This is a genomic window from Streptomyces melanosporofaciens, assembly GCF_900105695.1.
GTDB lineage: Bacteria > Actinomycetota > Actinomycetes > Streptomycetales > Streptomycetaceae > Streptomyces > Streptomyces antimycoticus.
The window spans coordinates 5282987-5302301 of the sequence record NZ_FNST01000002.1 but is presented as its reverse complement, the minus strand read 5'-3'; the positions used below and the strand labels follow the sequence as shown (position 1 = coordinate 5302301).

Here is a 19315-nt window from a genome sequence, read left to right as displayed (position 1 = left end):
GGGGGCAATGGCTCCGCCGCCTGGGATGGTGGCACCGCGGCCGGGGGAAGTGGCCCTGCCGCCCCGGGTGATGGCAGCGCAGCAGGGGGTGGGACCACCGCCGAGAGTGGCACTGCCGCCGAGGGTGGCACTGCCGCCGAGGGTGGCACTGCCGCCGAGGGTGCTGGCACTGTCGCCAGGGGTAGCGGCACCGCAGCGGGGGGTGGCGACGGTGCTGAGGGTGGTGACGGTGCTGGGGGCTCCGCCTGGTCTCCGGCGGCCGTCATGGCGGTGAACGGTGCCCTGACCGTCGAGACCGCCGCAGGTGGGGCGGGCGGGGTGGGCGGTCTGGTCGTCCCGGCCGGAGGAGGCACCGTGTGGGGCGGGTGCGGGAGCGGCGGCGGGGGGCCAGGGTGGGCGGAGTCGCCGGAGTCGGTCAGGGCGCCGGGCACGGGCTGCGGTCGGGGAGACACGGGGGCTCCCCGGGAGTGTGCGGCATGGTGGGTGCGGCGCGGGCATCACGGCGTTCACGTCCTGGGCCCGGCGCCTGCCTCCTTCGGTGGTGCGATGGCGGTGCGGTCGTACGGTGCGGGGCACGTCAGTGGCGGTTTCCGGCGAACGGTGGGGCGAATGGGCCAGCGGCGGGCGGGAGTTCACCGGAGCGGGAGCGGGAGCGGGTTCCGGAGGTGCGGATCGCCGCGTCCAGGGCGTCGGCGAGCCGGTCCAGAACGGCCTCTGTCTGCTCGTCGGTGATGGTGAGTGGAGGCAGGAGGCGGATCACCGCGTCGTGGCGTCCGCCGAGTTCGACGATGAGCCCGCGCCGCAGGCACTCCTGCTGGACCGCCGCCGCGAGCGCGGGATCGGCGGGCGGGGCCGCCGTACGCGTGACACCGGCGTACGACACTCCCCCGCCCAGGACTTGGCGCGCCTCCCCGCTCAGGACTCCGCGCGCGCCCCCGCCCTCGGCGCCCGTCAGCCAGGCTCCCTCACACGGGGTCACTTCGCCCGGAGCCACCTCGATCATGGACGCTCCGTATGGGGCTGTGCCGCCCAGGGTCCCCTCCCAGTCGGCGTCCGCGACGGGCCCGACCTGCGCTGCGGGCCCGGACTGCCCGGCCTCCGCCATGGCCCCGGCTTCCGCCATGGCCCCGGCCTGGGCGATGCCTGACGCCTGCGCGGTGGGTCCGGCCTCCGGGGCGACCAGCTCCAGGCCGATCACGAGGCCGCGGCCGCGTACCTCCCCGATCTGGGGGCGTCCGGCGGCGAATCGGCGCAGCCGCTCCAGCATCCTTCGGCCGACGACCGCCGCTCGCTGGGCGAGGTGGTTCTCCCGGACGTACGCGAGGGTGGCCGTGCCCGCGGCCATCGCCAGCTGGTTGCCGCGGAAGGTGCCCGCGTGGGCTCCGGGGGGCCAGACGTCGAGCTCCTCCCGGTAGACCACGACGGCCAGCGGCAGGCCCCCGCCGATGGCCTTCGACAGCACCATCACATCGGGCACCACCCCGCTGTGGTCGACCGCCCAGAAGGCCCCGGTGCGCCCGACGCCGGTCTGCACCTCGTCCGCGATGAGCGGGATGGAGCGGGCCGCGGTGATCTCGCGCATCCGGCGCAGCCAGCCGTCGGGTGCCGGGATCACCCCGCCCTCGCCCTGTACGGGTTCGAGGATCATCCCGGCCGGGTCGGGCGCCCCGCCCTTCGGGTCGTCGAGCAGCTTCTCGGCCCAGCGCGCGGAGAGTTCGGCACCGCGCTCCCCGCCGACCCCGAACGGGCAGCGGTAGTCATACGGAAAGGGCAGCCGGGTCACACCGGCCGCAGAGGCACCACCGGAAGCGGCCAGCGCCCCGGCCGTCATGCCGTGGTAGGCCCCGGAGAAGGCGAGCAGGCCATCGCGCCCCGTGGCGATCCGCACCAGCTTGAGCGCGGCCTCGACCGCGTCCGTGCCCGCCGGTCCGCAGAACTGCACCCGCGCACCGGCGGCGAGTCCGGGCGGCAGGGTGGCGAACAGCTCGTCCGTGAAGGCGTCCTTGACCGGTGTGGCCAAGTCCAGGACCTGCAGCGGCGCTTCCGAGTCCAGAACGGCCCGGATCGCTTCCAGCACCACCGGGTGGTTGTGCCCCAGGGCCAGTGCCCCGGCCCCGGAGAGACAGTCGAGATAGCGGCGGCCGTCGGCCCCTTCGACCGTCATTCCCCGGGCGCGCACCGGGACGATGGGCAGCGCCCGGGCATAGGTGCGGGCGGCCGACTCACGCAGCGCCTGGCGCCGCAGAATCCCCTGGGTGGCGCCGCCGTCGTCACAGACGGCGGACAGGGCCATCGGCGGGAGCTGGGTCACGGCCACGAGTCTCGGTCCTCCTGCTGCTGAACACCCTCCGGCTGTCCCCCGTACGTACCAACGACGCGTGAGGCTCCGGATCACGGGCTTGGCGAAGATCCTTGCGGCCGGGGGCGAAGATCCTCGCGGCCGGGAACCAAGGACCCGCTCGCAGCCGTCGTAGGCGGCACCGGCATAGTGGGATACCACCCCATTGCCGGGGCGGTGCATGACAATTCCACATAGGCCGTAGAGCAGATCAGTACTCAGGGGGAGTTCCGCCCATGCCATCCTCACGCCGACCCGCACTGGCCGTGGCCGCCATAGCCTCGGTTCTGGCGCTCACCGCCACCGCGTGCGATTCCTCGGACGACAACACCGACGCCCGGCCGACCGCGTCGTCGGAGCAGGGCGTGGACGACATCAAGCTGCCCGACAACCTCAACGACAAGTTGAAGAACCTCGGCATCGATCTGGACCAGTGGAAGAACGGTGCCTGGAACAAGTGGGACCGGGACGACTGGCTGCGCGAGGCCGGTGACTTCATCAACCCGATCATCAAGGGTCTGTGGAAGCCGGACCGGATGCGCGACGCGCAGGAGCCCGACAAGCCGGTCGACGACAGCGACATCGCGGACGACCAGGGTGTGACCGACCCCGATCCGCAGCCTGTCCCGGCCAAGGAGGTCACCAGCCCGTACAGCTCCAAGGTCCCCTACGCGGGCAAGGTCTTCTTCGACGGCCCCGAGGGTTCGATGGTCTGCTCCGCGACCGTGGTCGAGGACCCGGCGCACCCCGGCAAGTCCAACCTGGTGTGGACGGCGGGCCACTGCGTCCACGCGGGCAAGGGCGGCGGCTGGTACAAGAACCTGATGTTCGTCCCCTCCTACAACGACGCGGGCAAGTCGCAGGCGGAGCTGGAGAACGCCACCAAGGAGGAGCTGGCTCCCAAGGGCGTCTGGTGGGCCGACTGGGCGCAGACCTCCTCGCAGTGGATCGACAGGGGCGCGGCCGTGGGCGGCAAGGGCGCTCCGTACGACTTCGCGGTGATGCATGTGAAGCCGGAGGTCAGCGGCGGCAAGTCGCTCGAGGAGATGGTGGGCGGCGCGCTGCCGGTCGACTTCAACGCCCCGGCGGTGAAGTCCATCGACGAGATCACGGCCACCGGCTACCCGGCCGCGCCGCCGTTCGACGGCCAGAAGATGAACCAGTGCGCGGACAAGCCGGGCCGGCTCTCCCTGGACGCCAAGCAGCCGACGATGTACCGCATCGGCTGCACCATGACCGCGGGTTCCTCCGGCGGCGGCTGGGTCGCCGAGGGCGCGGACGGCAAGCCCTCGCTGGTGTCCAACACCTCGATCGGCCCGTCCAACGCGACCTGGCTGGCGGGCCCGCACCTGGGCCCCGAGGCGAAGGGCGTCTACAACGCGGTCAGCAAGAAGTTCGCGAGCCAGTGACCGGCTGAGCCGGTAGCCGTCAGGCACCATACGGCGAGGGCCCGCCCCCGGAAGTCCGGGGGCGGGCCCTCGCCGTATGCCTGTCGTGCCTTCGCGGTGTGCCGGTCGTGGCTAGTGCTGTCCGGCGGCCGCGGCCGGTACGAAGCGCCGCAGCTCCGCCGCGAGCTCCTCGTGCACCCGCGCCTTGAGCAGCGTGCCCTCGGGGGTGTGCTCCTCGGAGAGCACCTCACCCTCGACGTGGGTGCGCGCGACCAGCTTGCCGTCGGTGTACGGCAGCAGGACCTCGATCTCGACCTGAGGCCGGGGCAGCTCCTCGTCGATCACCGCGAGCAGCTCGTCGATGCCCAGCCCGCTGCGGGCCGACACCGCCATGGCGCGCCGCTCCATGCGCAGCAGCCGCTGCACCACCAGCGGATCGGCCAGATCCGCCTTGTTGATCACGACGATCTCGGGCACGTCGACCGCGCCCACATCGCGGATCACCTCGCGCACGGCGGCCAGCTGCTCCTCCGGCGCCGGATGCGAGCCGTCCACCACATGGACGATCAGATCGGCGTCGCCGACCTCCTCCATCGTGGAGCGGAACGCCTCCACCAGGTGGTGCGGAAGGTGCCGGACGAACCCGACGGTGTCCGCCAGTGTGTAGAGCCGCCCGCTGGGGGTCTCGGCCCGGCGCACGGTCGGGTCGAGGGTGGCGAACAGTGCGTTCTCCACCAGGACGCCCGCACCGGTGAGCCGGTTGAGGAGCGAGGACTTGCCCGCGTTGGTGTAACCGGCGATGGCGACCGAGGGGACCTTGTGGCGCCGGCGCTCCTGCCGCTTGATGTCGCGGCCGGTCTTCATCTCGGCGATCTCGCGGCGCATCTTCGCCATCTTCTCGCGGATGCGGCGCCGGTCCGTCTCGATCTTGGTCTCACCGGGGCCACGGGTGGCCATACCGCCGCCCGAGGATCCGGAGCCACCGCCACCCATCTGCCGGGACAGCGACTGGCCCCAGCCTCGCAGCCGCGGCAGCATGTACTGCATCTGGGCGAGCGAGACCTGCGCCTTGCCCTCTCGGGACTTGGCGTGCTGGGCGAAGATGTCGAGGATCAGGGCGGTCCGGTCGACCACCTTGACCTTGACGACGTCCTCGAGGTGGATCAGCTGGCCGGGGCTCAGCTCACCGTCGCAGACCACGGTGTCGGCACCGGACTCGACCACGATGTCGCGCAGTTCCTCGGCTTTGCCGGAGCCGATGTAGGTGGCGGGATCCGGCTTGTTGCGCCGCTGGATCACGCCGTCGAGCACCAGGGCACCGGCGGTCTCGGCGAGCGCGGCCAGCTCCGCGAGGGAGTTCTCCGCGTCCTGCGCCGTGCCGGAGGTCCATACGCCGACCAGCACCACGCGCTCCAGGCGCAGCTGCCGGTACTCGACCTCGGTGATGTCCTCGAGCTCGGTGGACAGCCCCACCACACGCCGCAGCGCGGCACGGTCGGAGCGGTCGTACTGGTCGCCGTCACGCTCCTCGTCGATCTCGTGACTCCAGGCGACGTCCTCTTCCATCAGGGCGTCGGCCCGAAGGCTCTCGGCGGGTCGCTGCCGGTCCTGCGGAAGGGAAGAGGAGTGGGTCAAAGGAATCCTTACGTCGTGGAATACCGTCACTGTCGACAACGCGTGGCGAGCCCGCGGGATTCCCCGCCGGGTCCGGCCGCGACGCCGACTCCATGATGGTCGCACGCGGCGGCCGGGCCGTCACCCTGGTTTCACGGCCCATGGCACCGCGTAACGCACCGCATGCCGCCCTGCCCGGGCGCCCGGCAGCGCGGCGCCCTTCGTGCTCTCCTTCGCCGTCGGCCGCCAGTCGGCGTGTCCCGGCATCGGCGGCGTCTTCTTGCCGTACAGCCAGGGACGGAGGAATCCGCTCAGGTCGCGACCCGCCACGTGGGAGGCCAGCCGGATGAAGTCGGCGGTCGAGGCCACTCCATCGCGGTGGCGGAGCACCCATTCCCGCTCCAGCCGGTCGAAGGCGGTCCGGCCGATCCGCTGCCGCAGTGCGTACAGCACCAGCGCGCTGCCGTCGTAGACGACCGGGCGGAAGATGCCGATCTGCTGACCGGAGTCGGCCGGCTTGGGGGCCGCGGGCGGCCCGCCCTCGGCCCGCCAGGCGTCGGACTGCTCGTACGCCTTGCGCATCCGCCGCTCCAGGCTCGCCTTACCGCGCTCATCGGCGTACAGCGCCTCGTACCAGGTCGCGTGCCCCTCGTTGAGCCACAGATCGGACCAGCGGCGCGGGCTGACGCTGTCGCCGAACCACTGGTGCGCCAGCTCGTGCACCATGATCGATTCGATGTACCACCGCGGCAGCTCCTCGCTGGTGAACAGATCGCGCTCGAAGAGGGAGAGCGTCTGTGTCTCCAGCTCGAAGCCGGTGGTGGCGTGGGCGATCAGGACGCCGTAGTTCTCGAACGGGTAGCGCCCGGCCTTCTTCTCCATCCAGGCCAGCTGTCCGGGAGTGCGCGCGAGCCACTTCTCCAGCCGTGCGCGGTCCGCCGCGGGTACGACGTCGCGCACCGGCAGCCCATGGGGCCCGGCGCGGCGCGGCACGGCGGAGCGGCCGATGGAGATCTGCGCCAGTTCGGTGGCCATGGGATGGGCGAGGCGGTACGTCCAGATGGTCCGCGATCCCTTGCGGATGCGCAGTCCGGGAAGACCGCCCGCGACGACCGTAAGGCTCTTCGGAGCGGTGATCCGGAAGGTGAAGCGGGCCTTGTCGGCGGGGTGGTCGTTGCAGGGGAAGACCCGGTGGGCGGCGTTGGCCTGGTTGGCCATGACCAGCCCGTCGCTGGTGCGGACCCAGCCGCCGTTGGTGCCGCCCTGTGGATCGCTGGTGTGGTGGACGGTGATCCGGAATGCGGCGCCCTTACGGAGCGGGGCGGACGGCGTGACCACCAGGTCCTCACCGGCCGTCACGAACCGGGCCCGGGCCCCGTCGACCCGCACCCAGTCCACGACACCCTGGGCGAAGTCGAGGTTGACGGTACGCAGGGGGGCGGTGGCGTGGGCGTCGATGGTGGTGACGGCGTCGAGCGGCCGGTCCTGGCGGCGATAGTCGAACGCGATGTCGTACGCCGCGACGTCGTACCCGGGGTTGCCGAGCTCCGGGAAGAGGGGGTCGCCGATGCCCAGGGGCCCGGGGTGCGTGGACGATACCGGCCCCGCGGCGGAGGAGGGGCCGACCGCGAGGAAGACGGCGGCCATGGCCGCGGCCACCAGCGCGGTCCTGCGGCGCCCGGTGCGCGGCGGCCAGGGGCGGCGCCCCGAAGAAAACGTCATGCCCTACGGCTACCAGCGCCCCGGCACCGGCGCAGTCGCTCCCGGCTTTGATCCACCCGAAGGAGTTCAGGCGGACCGGGCGGCGCTCAAGAGCGCGCCGCGGCCATGCTGCGGCCCTCGCGGGTCACGTCATAGACCCCGGGGACGTTCCGCATGGCCCGCATCAGCGTCGGCAGCCTGCCCGCGTCGGGCAGCTGGAGCGTGTAGGTGTGCCGGACGCGCTGCTCACGGGGCGGTTCGACGGCGGCCGCGACCACCTCCGCGCCCTCGGCGGCGATGGCCTCGGTGAGATCCGCGAGCAGATGCGGCCTGCTGAACGCCTCCGCGAAGAGGGTCACGCGATAGTCGCCGCCTCCGTCTCCGTCGTCCTCGTCCGCCCAGCGCACCCCGACGGCCGTGCGCCCGGCCGCGATCATCCGCGCCACCCCGGGGCACCGCTCGCGGTGCACGGTGACGGCCCCGCCGCGGACCGCGAAGCCGGTGACCGCGTCGGGCGGCACGGGGGTGCAGCAGCGGGCGAGCCGTACGGTCGCGCCGGGCCGGTCGACGATGATGCCCCCCTCGGGGCGGACCGCCCCGGCCGCGGGGACGGCGGTCTCGCCGCCCTGCGAAGCCTGCGAGCCCTGCGCGTCCTGGCCGGCGAGCGTGGCGGCGGACTCCGCCTCAGGCTCTCGGGACTCGTGCTGCGCGGGCTGCGGCGCCGGGTGGGCGGCCAGCCAGCGGTTGATGGCGATGCGGGCGGCCGGGGTGCGGGCGTGGTCGAGCCACTCCGGCGAGGGGCCGTGGGAGGCGGCGTCCCGGCTGTCGCCTGCCATCAGCAGCTGCAGGGTGTCGCCGTCGCGCAGCACCGTGCTCAGGGTCGCGATCCGGCCGTTGACCCGGGCGCCGATACAGGAGTGGGCGTCCTCGCCGTACAGGGCGTACGCGGCGTCCACGCAGCTCGCGCCCGCGGGCAGGCCGAGCGTCCCGCCGTCGGAGCGGAAGACCGTGATCTCCCGGTCCTGGGCGAGCTCGTCACGGAGCGAGGTCCAGAAGAGGTCGGGGTCCGGGGTGGCGCTCTGCCAGTCGAGCAGCCGGGACAGCCAGCCGGGGCGGGTCGGGTCGGCCCGCTCGCCCTCGGGGGCGTCGGCGCCCTCCGTCGGGGTGTACGGATTGCCGAGGGCGATCACCCCGGCCTCCGCGACCCGGTGCATCTGATGGGTGCGGATGAGGACCTCGGTGACCTCGCCGTCGCGCCCGGCCACGGCCGTGTGCAGCGACTGGTAGAGGTTGAACTTGGGGACCGCGATGAAGTCCTTGAACTCCGAGATCACCGGGGTGAAGCAGGTGTGCAGTTCGCCCAGGACCGCGTAGCAGTCCGCGTCGTCGGAGACGAGGACGAGGAGGCGGCCGAGGTCGGTGCCGGTCAGCTCACCGCGCTTGATCCCGACCCGGTGGACGGAGACGAAGTGCCGCGGCCGGACCAGGACTTCGGCGGTGATGCCGGCCTCGTGGAGCACGCCCCGGACGTCCTCGGCGGCGCGGGTCAGCGGGTCGGGGCGCCCGGCGTGGGCCTGGAGGAGCTCGCGGGTCTGCGCGTACTCCTCGGGGTGGAGGATGGCGAAGACCAGGTCCTCCAGCTCGGTCTTGAGCGCCTGCACCCCGAGCCGCTCGGCGAGCGGGATCAGCACATCGCGGGTGACCTTGGCGATGCGCACCTGTTTCTCGGGGCGCATCACGCCGAGGGTGCGCATGTTGTGCAGCCGGTCGGCGAGTTTGATCGACATCACCCGGACGTCGTTGCCCGTGGCCACGAGCATCTTGCGGAAGGTCTCGGGCTCGGCCGCCGCGCCGTAGTCGACCTTCTCCAACTTGGTGACACCGTCGACGAGATAGCGGACCTCCTCGCCGAACTCCTCCCCCACCTGATCGAGGGTCACCTCGGTGTCCTCGACGGTGTCGTGGAGCAGCGAGGCGGTCAACGTAGTGGTCTCGGCGCCCAGTTCGGCGAGGATCAGCGTGACGGCCAGCGGATGGGTGATGTACGGCTCACCGCTCTTGCGCATCTGGCCGCGGTGGGAGGACTCGGCCAGGACATACGCCTTGCGGAGCACATCCAGATCGGCTCCGGGATGGTGTGCGCGGTGGACCTTGGCCACATGCTCGATCGCGTCCGGCAGCCGGCCGCGGGAGGCCGGGCCCAGCAGGGCCGCCCGGCTGAACCTGCGGAGATTGCGCAGGTCGATGCGGGGGAGACCGCGCCTGCGGCCGAACGGGGCCTGGTCGGTGGCCTCTGCGCTCATGGGCAACCTCCGGCGGCGTCGAGCGTCAACCGGCGTGGGTGCTCCCCGGGGCCGGTGCTTGATGCTATCGAGCCCATCACGCACGGCCGACCGGCTCTCGCCCAGAGTGAAACGGATCACCCATTCGAGGGAACTGTCAGCCGAGGTCCGTGCCCAGCCAAGCGGGATCCAGTTCCCCCTCGGCCACGATCACGGCAGGGCCGGTCATCTCCACCGTACCGTCCGGCCGTTCACTGATCACAAGGCGCCCTCCGGGGACGTCCACGGTGTACGTGACGGGGTGGCCGGTCACCGCCGGGTCGGCCCCGTCACGGCGCGCCGCGGCCACCATCACGGCGCAGGCGCCGGTGCCGCAGGAGCGAGTCTCACCGGAACCGCGCTCATGCACGCGCATCGCGACATGGCGCGGGCCGCGGTCGACGACGAACTCGACATTGGTGCCGTGGGGGTACGCGGAGGCGGGGCGCACGGCGGGGGCCGCCAGCAGATCACCGGCCTGGGCGAGATCGTCGACGAAGGCGACCGCGTGCGGGTTGCCCATGTTCACGTTGCGGGCGGGCCAGCTGTGCTCACCGACCGTGACCGTGATCTCCGCCTCGGGGCCGGGGCCGGGCCCGGGCAGCGTGGCCTCGCCCATCACCACGGTGATCGGGCCTTCGGACCGCGCCGTGGCCTCGCCCGGCCGCGCGGCGTCACCGGCGTCCTTGGCGATGTGGACCCGGCGCACCCCGGCCCGGGTGGCGACCGCGAGATCGCCCGCCTCGGCGAGCCCGGCCCGCTGCAGATACCGGGCGAAGACGCGGACTCCGTTGCCGCACATCTCGGCGATGCTGCCGTCGCTGTTGCGGTAGTCCATGAACCACTCGGCCTGGTCGGCCATGGCCCGCGCCTCGGGGTGGGCCGAGGCGCGCACGACGCGGATCAGCCCGTCACCGCCGATACCGGCGCGGCGGTCGCAGATCCGGGCGACGGCGGCCGCGGACAGCTCCAGGCTGCCGTCCAGGTCGGGGACGATGACGAAGTCGTTCTCGGTGCCGTGACCCTTGAGGAAGGACAGCCGTGGTGCGGTGCTCATCCCTCGATCCTACGGGGGACCGCGTGCGCCGTCCCGCCGTGCCCGGGCCGTCGGTGCCGGGCGGGCCGCAGGGCCGCGACGAGCGCACCGCCGCGAGGCGCCGTGCCGGGCGCCGTAAGGCCGCGAGGATGCGCCGGAGGGGGTCTAGCGGAGGCGGGCCACCCGCCAGAAGGTGAGGGCGGCCAGCAGGGCCACGATCGCCACGTAGAGGACGACGAAGCGCCAGTCCGGGCGGCGTCCGGAGCCTCTGGGGGGAAGGCCCGGCCAGGTGTAGCCCACCCGGCGGGCGGCCATCAGGCCCCAGCCCGCCGCGCAGCAGCTCAGCAGCAGGCCGAGCATGGCCACGACCGCCCCTCCGTCGCCGAACTCGAAGGCGAGCGGGAAGGCGAACATCAGCGAGCCGAGGATGGCGAGGCCGACGATCGGCGCGATCTGCCAGATCCGCAGCCGACGCGGCGGGCGCAGCTCCCGGAAGGACTCCCCGGAGACGGATCCCGCGCCGTCCGGGTCCTCGGAGCCGTCCTCGAGGACCGGTGCGCCGGGTTCGTGGAGCGCTCCTCCGGCCTCATCGGGGCCGTCGGGGGTCAGCGGCCCCGCGTCTCCGTGCGGCGATTGCTGCGATGCGTCGCGAGGGCCGGCCTCCATCGCCACACGCCCTCCCAACTCCAGACACCACGGCACGATCGGAGCTTGATGATGGCATGCCCGCCGGGGCCCGAATGACGAGCTGAGCGTCCCGATGCCATGACGTGATCAGGCTGTGACCGCCCGTTCAACCAACGCGAGCGCGCTCGCCAGGAGTTCCCCTCTGCGGTCGGCGGCTCCGCTGAGCCAGTGCACCCGGGGATCGCGGCGGAACCAGGAATCCTGGCGGCGCGCGAACCGCTTGGTGGCGCGCACGGTTTCGGCCCTCGCCTCCTCCTCGGTGCACTCCTCCGCGAGCGAGGCGAGCACTTGCTGATAGCCGAGGGCGCGGGAGGCGGTACGGCCCGAGCGCAGCCCGGCGGCCTCCAGCAGACGGACCTCCTCGACCAGCCCGGCGTCCCACATCCGGTCCACCCGCAGGGCGATCCGCGTATCCAGCTCGGGCCGCTCGACGTCGACGCCGATCTGGAGCGTGTCGTAGACCGCCTCATGCCCGGGCAGATTGGCGGTGAAGGGGCGGCCCGTGATCTCGATGACCTCCAGCGCCCGGACCACCCTGCGGCCATTGCTGGGCAGGATCGCGCGCGCCGCCTCGGGGTCGGCGGCGGCGAGCCGGGCATGCAGGGCCCCGGAGCCCCGCTCCTCCAGCTCGGCCTCGAGCCGGGCCCGGACGGCGGGGTCGGTGCCCGGGAACTCCAGCGCGTCGATGGCCCCGCGGATGTAGAGGCCGGATCCGCCGACCAGGATGGGAGTGCGGCCCTCGTCGAGCAGGCGGTCCATCTCGGCCCGGGCCAGCCGCTGGTACTCGGCGACGCTCGCGGTCTGGGTGACGTCCCAGATGTCCAACAGCCGGTGTGGGACCCCCTGCCGCTCGTCCTCCGTCAGCTTGGCGGTGCCGATGTCCATGCCCCGGTAGAGCTGCATGGAGTCGGCGTTGACGACCTCGCCGTCGAGATGTCTGGCGAGCGCGACGCCCAGATCGGACTTTCCGGCCGCGGTGGGGCCGACGACGGCGATGACTCGCGGCGGGTGGCCTGCAGTATTCACCGGGCCAGTCTCGCAAACGCCGGGGGCCTCCTCGAATGAGCGACGTGACGGGGCACCGACGGGTTCGTTGCCCGCTTGCGAGGTTCCGGGGGCCGGTTCAGCTCATCGGCCTCCGCGCGCGGCGCAAGGGAACGCTCCGAGCGGCACGGGATTTCCCCCGCACGAGTAAGGTATGGAGTGGTTATGGGCGTGTTTTCCAGGTTTCGTCGCGATCGTCATGTGCCGAAGGAGGCGAGCCGCTCGTCCGAGAAGGCACCGTCCGCACGGGACACCCAGGTCGCTGCCGACGCCATGACGGCGGAGGCCGCGTCCGGGACCGGCGACGGGGCTGAAACCGCGCGGAGCGGGAAGGAGAGCCCGGCGGGTGAAGGCGCCGGACTCCCCAAGCAGCAGTCCGCGGCCCAGGCGGCCGACAGCGAGACCGGTGGGAGCACCCGCACATAGGCAGCCGACGAGGGTAGGTGGCACATGGGGCTGATGGACAATCTCAAGGCCAAGGCCGGTCAGATGAAGGGCAAGGCCGGCAGCCTTGCGCAGCAGCACGAGGCCAGGATCGAGCGGGGCCTGGAGAAGGCGGCCAAGACGGTCGACACCAGGACCAAGGGCAAGTACAGCGCCAAGATCGAGACTGGCAGGGGCAAGGCGAAGGGCGCTCTCAACCGCCTTTCGCACATGGAAGAGGACAAGCCCAAGCGCAAGCGCGACGAATAAAGCCGGCCAGGCCAGGACGGCGCCCAAGTCGGGGGCGGGCGACGCCGGGCCCAGACCGGCCGGCCCCGCCGGTACGCGGCCGTGGAGCGGACGCTCCACGGCCGCGAGCGGGCTACGACGACCAGCTCGCCACGAAATACCCCACGCCGTACGGCGCTTCGTCATACCGCAACTCCCCCTTCAGAGGCGCCCCCTCGGCCGCCCCCGCGAGCACCTGCAGCGGCGCGCGGCCCGCCGCCTGGAGCTCGTACGCCAACTCCTCGTCGAGCGCGGCCAGCGCCCCGGTGTCGGCGGCCGCCAGCGCCCGCGCCACCTCGGCGTCGAACGGGGCCGCCCGCTCGTCGAGATAGCCCGGCGCCTTCAGCGTGCGGCATGCGGTGCCGTCGCCCATCACCAGCAACGCCATTCGCTCCGCCCGCCCGGCGAGCTCCCTTCCAACTTCAATACACCGCTCGGCCGCGAGAGGTTCCCCCACACCCAGCCCCTCGACGGGCACCGCCGGGTCCCACCCCGCGTGCTCCAGCAACCAGGCGGCGACCGCCAGCGACAGTGGCAGCGAGGGCGAGGGGGCCTGCCCCGCTGCATCGTCGCCCCCGGACGCCCCGTCCGCCGGCGGCGCGGCCAGCCGCACCTCCACCTCCACGCCGAAGCCGCGGAACGATCCGGCCGCGCCCTGCGCATGCGGTCCGCGCCCGGCGCGCTCGGCGGGCCCCACCACGATCAGGCGCTCCGGACGCGCCGCCGCGAGGGCGCGGACGGCCTCGGCGCATGCCGCGCGCAGCCCGTCCAGCTCGGGAGCGGCTCCGGCGGCGACCTCGGGCACCAGCAGCGGCGGACACGGGCAGACGGCGGCGGCGATCAGCATGATCGTCAGCCTAGCCGGGCGCTCAGTCGCAGCCGCAGCCCGCGGCGGGCGCGGCCGGCGGCGACGGCGGGGCGCCCACCGTCGGCAGGCCCAGCATCACCCCCGCGGGCTTCTTCTCCCCGGCTGCGTTCCGCCGCTCCCAGGCGTCTCCGGCACGGGTGCGCCGCACGCCCCGGGCCGGGCCCTCGGCCAGCAGATGGTGCGGCGCGGCGTAGGTGATGTCGACGGTGACGACGTCGCCGGGGCGCACCGGCTCATCGGGCCGGGCGAAGTGCACCAGGCGGTTGTCGGCGGCGCGGCCGGACAGCCGCCGCGTGGCGTCGTCCTTACGGCCTTCACCCTCGGCGACCAGCACCTCCAGCGTGCGCCCGACCTGCTTCTTGTTCTCCTCCCAGGAGATCTCCTCCTGGAGCGCGACCAGCCGCTCGTAGCGCTCCTGGACGACCGCCTTGGGCACCTGGCCGGCCATCTCGGCGGCGGGCGTCCCGGGCCGCTTGGAGTACTGGAAGGTGAACGCCTGCGCGAATCGCGCCTCGCGCACCACGTGCAGCGTCTGCTCGAAGTCCTCCTCCGTCTCACCGGGGAAGCCGACGATGATGTCGGTCGAGATGGCGGCGTCCGGCATGGCGGCGCGCACCTTCTCGATGATGCCGAGGTAGCGCTCCTGCCGGTACGAGCGGCGCATCGCCTTGAGCACGGTGTCCGAGCCGGACTGCAGCGGCATGTGCAGCTGCGGCATCACGTTCTCCGTCTCCGCCATGGCGGAGATCACGTCGTCGGTGAAGTCACGCGGATGCGGCGAGGTGAACCGGACCCGCTCCAGGCCTTCGACCTTCCCGCAGGCGCGCAGCAGCTTGCTGAACGCCTCGCGGTCACCGATGTCGGAGCCGTACGCGTTCACGTTCTGGCCGAGCAGGGTGATCTCGGTGACGCCCTCGGCGACCAGGGTCTCCACTTCGGCGAGGATGTCGCCGGGGCGGCGGTCCTTCTCCTTGCCGCGCAGCGCCGGGACGATGCAGAAGGTGCAGGTGTTGTTGCAGCCCACCGAGATGGAGACCCACGCGGCGTACGCGGACTCGCGCCGCGTCGGAAGGGTGGAGGGGAAGGCTTCCAGGGACTCGGCGATCTCGACCTGGGCCTCCTCCTGGACGCGGGCGCGCTCCAGCAGCACCGGCAGACTGCCGATGTTGTGGGTGCCGAAGACCACATCGACCCAGGGGGCCTTCTTGACGATGGTGTCGCGGTCCTTCTGGGCCAGACAGCCGCCGACGGCGATCTGCATGCCCGGCCGCCGCGCCTTCATCGGCGCGAGCCGGCCGAGGTTGCCGTAGAGGCGGTTGTCGGCGTTCTCCCGCACCGCGCAGGTGTTGAAGACGACGATGTCGGCCTCGCCCTCGCCGGTGCCCTCGGGAGCGCGGACAAAGCCCGCCTCCTCCAGCAGGCCCGAGAGCCGCTCGGAGTCGTGGACATTCATCTGGCACCCGTAGGTGCGGATCTCGTAGCTCTTGGGTGCTTGAACGTCCACTGCCGGGCTCCGGTCGCTGCTGATGGTCACGCATCAAGGGTAGGCGCTCACAGAAGCCCCCCTGCCTGGCGGTGGTCCGGGCACCCCTCGGCACACTATGTTCCATGACACGGAACAGTTCCCAAGGCAATATGCTCGACAAGGCAGTGGCGGTCCTCGACTGCTTCCGGCCCGACGGCGGCGCGTTCCGTCTCACAGAACTGTCCGCGCGTACCGGGCTGGCCAAGACCACCGCCTTCCGGCTCTGCGCCGATCTGGTCCGTCTGGGCCTGCTCGAACGGGATGCCGAGACCTACCGGCTCGGCGGGGCTCTGTTCGAACTGGGCTCGCTCGTCCCGCGCCGACGCGATCTGCGGGAGGCCGCGCTGCCGTTTCTGCAGGACCTCTTCGAGGCCACCCACGAGACCGTGCACCTCGGGGTGCGCGAGGGCCACGAGGTGGTCTATGTCGAGCGCATCCACGGCCACGACGCCCTTCGGCTGCCGTCCCGCATCGGCGGCCGACTGCCCCTGACCTGCACCGGCGTCGGTAAGGCGCTCCTGGCGTTCTCGGGCTCCGAGCTGGTCGAGGACGTCCTGGCCGCGTCCCTGCCCCGTCTCACCCCCCAGTCGATCACCGATCCGGACCGGCTGCGCACGGCCATCGAGCAGGCCCAGGTCGCGGGTCTGGCCTACGAGGAGGAAGAAGCGGCTCCGGGGGTCAGCTGTATCGCGGCTCCCGTCTTCGACGGGCCGACGGCGGTGGCGGCGCTGTCGGTGGCCGTACCCCGCAGCCGCTTCCGGCCCGCGCAGCTGGCCCCGGCCGTCCGGACCGCGGCCCTGGGACTGTCGAGGGCCCTGCGGTCCGGCACGTGACCGAGTGCCCGGCGGGATCCGCGGCTCGCCCCTCCCGTCCCGGGAGCGGGGCTGGCAGGATCCTCGCCATGGCCGTCACCCTTCCGCGCCTGGACCGGCGCCGTGCCCTGCAGTCCGCCGCCGCGGGCCTCGTCGCCCTGGGGCTGCTGCTGTGGTGGCTGCTGGCGGTGGGCGGCGGCCCCTCCCCCAGCGGCCGGGCGACCTTCGCGACCGGGGTCTCCACCGGGGTCTACGACACCTATGGCCGGATGCTCGAGCGGGACCTCGCCCGGGACCTCCCCGATGTCGATGTACGGCTGGAACAGACCAGGGGATCCCCGGACAACGTCGAACGGCTGGCCCGGGGCAGGGCCACCTTCGCCATCGCCGCCACCGACGCCGTCGCCGCCTACCAGGGCGAGGGCGCGGGGCGGCTGCGGGCCTGTGCCCGGCTGTACGACGACTACATGCAGCTGGTCGTGCCCAGGGGCTCCTCCGTGCGATCGGCTCGCGACCTGAAGCATCTTCGGGTGGGCGTGGGCGACGACGGCTCGGGCGTGCAGCTGATCACCCGGGCGCTGATCAAGGCCGCCGGGCTCGACTTCAATCGGGACATCCGGGCGGAGCGGGTCGGCATCGACGCCATGCCGAGGCTGCTGCGGCAGGGCAAGCTCGACGCCTTCTTCTGGTCGGGCGGGCTGCCGACCACCGCGGTGCGCACCCTGGCCCACGCCTACCCGATCCGGCTCGTCCAGCTCGGCGACCTCACCGGCCCGCTGCACCGGCAGGGCGGGGTGACGCGTTACTACCGGGCGGCCACCGTGCCCGCCGACGCGTACGAGGAGATACGCAGGCCGGAGCCGGTCAAGACGATCGCCGTACCGAACCTCCTGGTCACCACCGACCGGGTCGACCCCGATCTGGCGGAGGGCGTCACCCGCACGGTGATAGAGAACCGGGACCGCATCGGGGCGAAGGTGCACGCCGCGCAGAAGGTGGACCTGCGGACCGCCGTCTTCACCGATCCGCTCGCCCTCCACAAGGGCGCGGCGCGCTATTACCGCTCGGTCAAGCCGTAGCCGGGCCACGTCCGGGGTCGGCCGAAACCGCCGAGGCCCCGCCGGAAGGTCCGGCAGGATCCTCCTATGACTGTGAAGAACGGCAGGCGGTGGAACAACAACATCCACTACCACCCCCGTATCCTCGGCGCGGTCCCCGACGGCGCCCGGCGCGCCCTCGACGTCGGCTGCGGCGAGGGCATGCTCGCCCGCGAACTGCGGCGGGCCGTGCCGCACGTCACCGCCATCGACCTCGACGCGGCCAGTATCGAGCTGGGCCGCGCGTACCGGGACGATGTCGACTACATCCTCGGCGACTTCCTGAGCCATCCCTTCGAGCCCGCCTCGTTCGACGTCATCGCGTCGGTGGCCGCCCTGCACCACATGGACGGCGCCACCGGGCTGGCCCGGATGCGCGACCTGCTGCGGCCCGGCGGTGTCCTGGCCGTCGTCGGCCTCGCCCGTAACACCCTGCCCAAAGACCTGCCGCACATCCTCGCCGGTGTGACCGTCGGTGCCGTCCACCGCGCAAGGAAAGGGCTGTGGCACCACCCGTCGCCCATCGTGTGGCCGCCGCCGGTGACGTACCCGGAGATGCGGGCGATGGCCGCCGAGATCCTGCCCGGCTCGCTGTACCGCCGTCATCTCCTGTGGCGTTACAGCATCATCTGGCGCAAGCCGCAGGGCTGAGCGGGCTTGTGGCCCGCTGCGCCGCCCGTCCTTACGGTCTTCCTCACGTCCTTACGGTCTTCACGTCCTCACCGGGCCCGGTCCCTTCACCTGCTCACCCGGTCCGGTGCGCGGGACGGTGATGGTCACGCGCAGCCCGCGGGGCTCGTTGGGGGCGTAGTCGATCGTGCCCCCGCCCGCCGCGAGCAGGGCGCGGGTGATGGACAGGCCCAGACCCGAACCCGAGATGTTCTGGTGGCGGCTGCTGCGCCAGAAGCGGTCGCCGACCCGGGCGAGTTCGTCCTCGGTGAGGCCCGGGCCGCCGTCGGCGACGACGATCGCGACGGTGTCGCCCTCCGTGCGCGCCGAGACCTCCACATGTGCCCCCTCGGGCGTGAACTTCAGTGCGTTGTCGACGACGGCGTCCAGCGCGCTGGACAGGGCCACCGGGTCGGCCCAGCCGGTGATGGCGGCGGGGCCGGTGTAGGCGAGCCCGACCTCCTCCCGCTCGGCCACCAGAAGCCAGGCGTTCACCCGGTCGGTCGCCAGCTCCGCGATATCGGTGAGCCGCAGATCGGCTGCGGAGTGCTCGGCCAGGGCGAGGTCGAGCAGATCGTCCAGGACGCTGGCCAGGCGCTTGCCCTCCGCACGCACCGAGGCGATCTCCTCATGGCCGTCCGGCAGCTCCAGCGCCAGCAGCTCGATGCGCAGCAACAGCGCGGAGAGGGGGTTGCGCAGCTGGTGGGAGGCGTCGGCGACGAACGCCCGCTGCTGCTCCAGGACTTGTTCGACATTGTCGGCCATCTCGTTGAACGAGCGGGCGAGCCGCCGCAGTTCCGGGGGCCCCGAGGCGGCCGCGACACGTGACTGCATCCGCCCGGTCGCGATGTCGTGGGTCGCGGTGTCCAGGACGCGCACGGGCCGCAGCACCCATCCGGTCAGCCGGAAGGCGGCCCCCACGGCCAGCAGCATCGCGGCGCCTTCGCCCGCGCCGATGACCAGCCAGCCGTGCAGGGTCCGCGATCGCATCTGGCCGGTGGGCGAGTCGGTGACGACGACGGCCACCACGTCCCCGTCGCGGACCACGGGGGAGGCGACGGTGAGCCTGCCCCGCTGCCAGGGCCACACCTGGGGCGGATCGTGGCTGCGGCGCCCGGCGAGGGCCTCGTCGAACGCCCGGGCGCTCTCGCCCGTGTCCGGCAGCCGCCAGCTGCCGGGCGCCTCGGCCATGGGCGGCGCGTCCCGGTCCCGGTAGAAGACCCCGGCCCGGATGCCGTACAGATCGTGGTAGCGCTTGAGCTCGGCGCGCAGGGTGTCCAGCCGCTCGTCCCCCTCGGCGCCGACCGCCTCCGTCGGCCCGGCGGTGACGAACTGGGCGAGCGCGGCGAAGCGCGCGGTGTCGTCGATCCGGTCGACGACCACCCGCTGCTGCTCCCGGGCGGCCACGCTCCCGGCGAGCGGGAAGCCGAGCGCGAGCAGCACGCCCGCCATAAGGACGATGAGAAGCGGGAGGAGTCGGGTGCGCACCTGGGGAGTCCCGGTC

The 19315-nt window shown here is 72.6% G+C and carries 16 protein-coding genes; 6 read left to right on the top strand and 10 right to left on the bottom strand.

The window, feature by feature from the left end; translation table 11 throughout:
• Positions 1–577 precede the first annotated feature (577 nt).
• Positions 578–2293: a diaminobutyrate--2-oxoglutarate transaminase family protein gene (locus BLV72_RS25790; RefSeq protein ID WP_093470542.1), complete on the bottom strand. Its 1716-nt coding sequence runs from the start codon at positions 2291–2293 to the stop codon at positions 578–580.
• Between the two features lie 281 nt (positions 2294–2574).
• On the opposite strand from BLV72_RS25790, the gene BLV72_RS25785 reads away from it, so the two are divergent.
• The gene (locus tag BLV72_RS25785; protein WP_093465155.1) at positions 2575–3747 is read left to right on the top strand and encodes a trypsin-like serine peptidase; all 1173 of its coding nucleotides are present in this window, start codon (positions 2575–2577) and stop codon (positions 3745–3747) included.
• A gap of 111 nt (positions 3748–3858) precedes the next feature.
• On the opposite strand, the gene hflX is transcribed toward BLV72_RS25785, so the two are convergent.
• From hflX to miaA, 6 genes are all read right to left on the bottom strand, one after another.
• Entirely contained in the window at positions 3859–5361 is a 1503-nt protein-coding gene (gene hflX / locus BLV72_RS25780; RefSeq protein ID WP_086710426.1) for a GTPase HflX, read from the bottom strand.
• Positions 5362–5481: 120 nt separating this feature from the next.
• On the bottom strand, positions 5482–7062 hold the full coding sequence (locus BLV72_RS25775) for a M1 family metallopeptidase (RefSeq protein WP_244320957.1): 1581 nt from the start codon (positions 7060–7062) through the stop codon (positions 5482–5484).
• Positions 7063–7148: 86 nt separating this feature from the next.
• Positions 7149–9344 (bottom strand): RelA/SpoT family protein, encoded by a 2196-nt coding sequence (locus tag BLV72_RS25770; RefSeq protein WP_093465153.1) that lies wholly within the window; start codon positions 9342–9344, stop codon positions 7149–7151.
• A gap of 136 nt (positions 9345–9480) precedes the next feature.
• Complete coding sequence (dapF, locus tag BLV72_RS25765) at positions 9481–10419, bottom strand: diaminopimelate epimerase (RefSeq protein ID WP_093465152.1); 939 nt, start codon at positions 10417–10419, stop codon at positions 9481–9483.
• Positions 10420–10563: 144 nt separating this feature from the next.
• The gene (locus BLV72_RS25760; RefSeq protein ID WP_093470540.1) at positions 10564–11064 is read right to left on the bottom strand and encodes a hypothetical protein; all 501 of its coding nucleotides are present in this window, start codon (positions 11062–11064) and stop codon (positions 10564–10566) included.
• 108 nt (positions 11065–11172) lie between these two features.
• Positions 11173–12111 carry a tRNA (adenosine(37)-N6)-dimethylallyltransferase MiaA gene (gene miaA, locus BLV72_RS25755; protein WP_093465150.1) on the bottom strand — a complete coding sequence of 313 codons (939 nt, stop codon included), beginning with the start codon at positions 12109–12111 and terminating at the stop codon, positions 11173–11175.
• 219 nt (positions 12112–12330) lie between these two features.
• Between miaA and BLV72_RS25750 the strand changes: the two genes are divergently transcribed.
• On the top strand, positions 12331–12555 hold the full coding sequence (locus tag BLV72_RS25750; protein WP_143059808.1) for a hypothetical protein: 225 nt from the start codon (positions 12331–12333) through the stop codon (positions 12553–12555).
• A gap of 24 nt (positions 12556–12579) precedes the next feature.
• Positions 12580–12822 carry an antitoxin gene (locus tag BLV72_RS25745; protein WP_093465147.1) on the top strand — a complete coding sequence of 81 codons (243 nt, stop codon included), beginning with the start codon at positions 12580–12582 and terminating at the stop codon, positions 12820–12822.
• Positions 12823–12934: 112 nt separating this feature from the next.
• Here the strand turns inward: BLV72_RS25745 and BLV72_RS25740 are convergent, their stop codons facing one another.
• Complete coding sequence (locus tag BLV72_RS25740; RefSeq protein WP_093465146.1) at positions 12935–13687, bottom strand: class III extradiol dioxygenase subunit B-like domain-containing protein; 753 nt, start codon at positions 13685–13687, stop codon at positions 12935–12937.
• Between the two features lie 22 nt (positions 13688–13709).
• Positions 13710–15161 carry a tRNA (N6-isopentenyl adenosine(37)-C2)-methylthiotransferase MiaB gene (miaB, locus tag BLV72_RS25735; RefSeq protein WP_244321433.1) on the bottom strand — a complete coding sequence of 484 codons (1452 nt, stop codon included), beginning with the start codon at positions 15159–15161 and terminating at the stop codon, positions 13710–13712.
• Between the two features lie 182 nt (positions 15162–15343).
• Here miaB and BLV72_RS25730 point away from each other — a divergent pair, with 182 nt between their 5' ends.
• The 3 genes from BLV72_RS25730 to BLV72_RS25720 all read left to right on the top strand — a co-directional run bounded on the left by BLV72_RS25730 (position 15344) and on the right by BLV72_RS25720 (position 17793).
• Positions 15344–16066 (top strand): IclR family transcriptional regulator, encoded by a 723-nt coding sequence (locus tag BLV72_RS25730; RefSeq protein ID WP_093465143.1) that lies wholly within the window; start codon positions 15344–15346, stop codon positions 16064–16066.
• A gap of 68 nt (positions 16067–16134) precedes the next feature.
• Positions 16135–17124 carry a TAXI family TRAP transporter solute-binding subunit gene (locus BLV72_RS25725; protein WP_093465141.1) on the top strand — a complete coding sequence of 330 codons (990 nt, stop codon included), beginning with the start codon at positions 16135–16137 and terminating at the stop codon, positions 17122–17124.
• A gap of 66 nt (positions 17125–17190) precedes the next feature.
• A complete protein-coding gene (locus tag BLV72_RS25720) occupies positions 17191–17793 on the top strand; it encodes a class I SAM-dependent methyltransferase (RefSeq protein WP_093465140.1) in 603 nt (200 codons plus the stop codon).
• 60 nt (positions 17794–17853) lie between these two features.
• On the opposite strand, the gene BLV72_RS25715 is transcribed toward BLV72_RS25720, so the two are convergent.
• On the bottom strand, positions 17854–19299 hold the full coding sequence (locus BLV72_RS25715; RefSeq protein WP_093465138.1) for a sensor histidine kinase: 1446 nt from the start codon (positions 19297–19299) through the stop codon (positions 17854–17856).
• Positions 19300–19315: the final 16 nt, after the last annotated feature.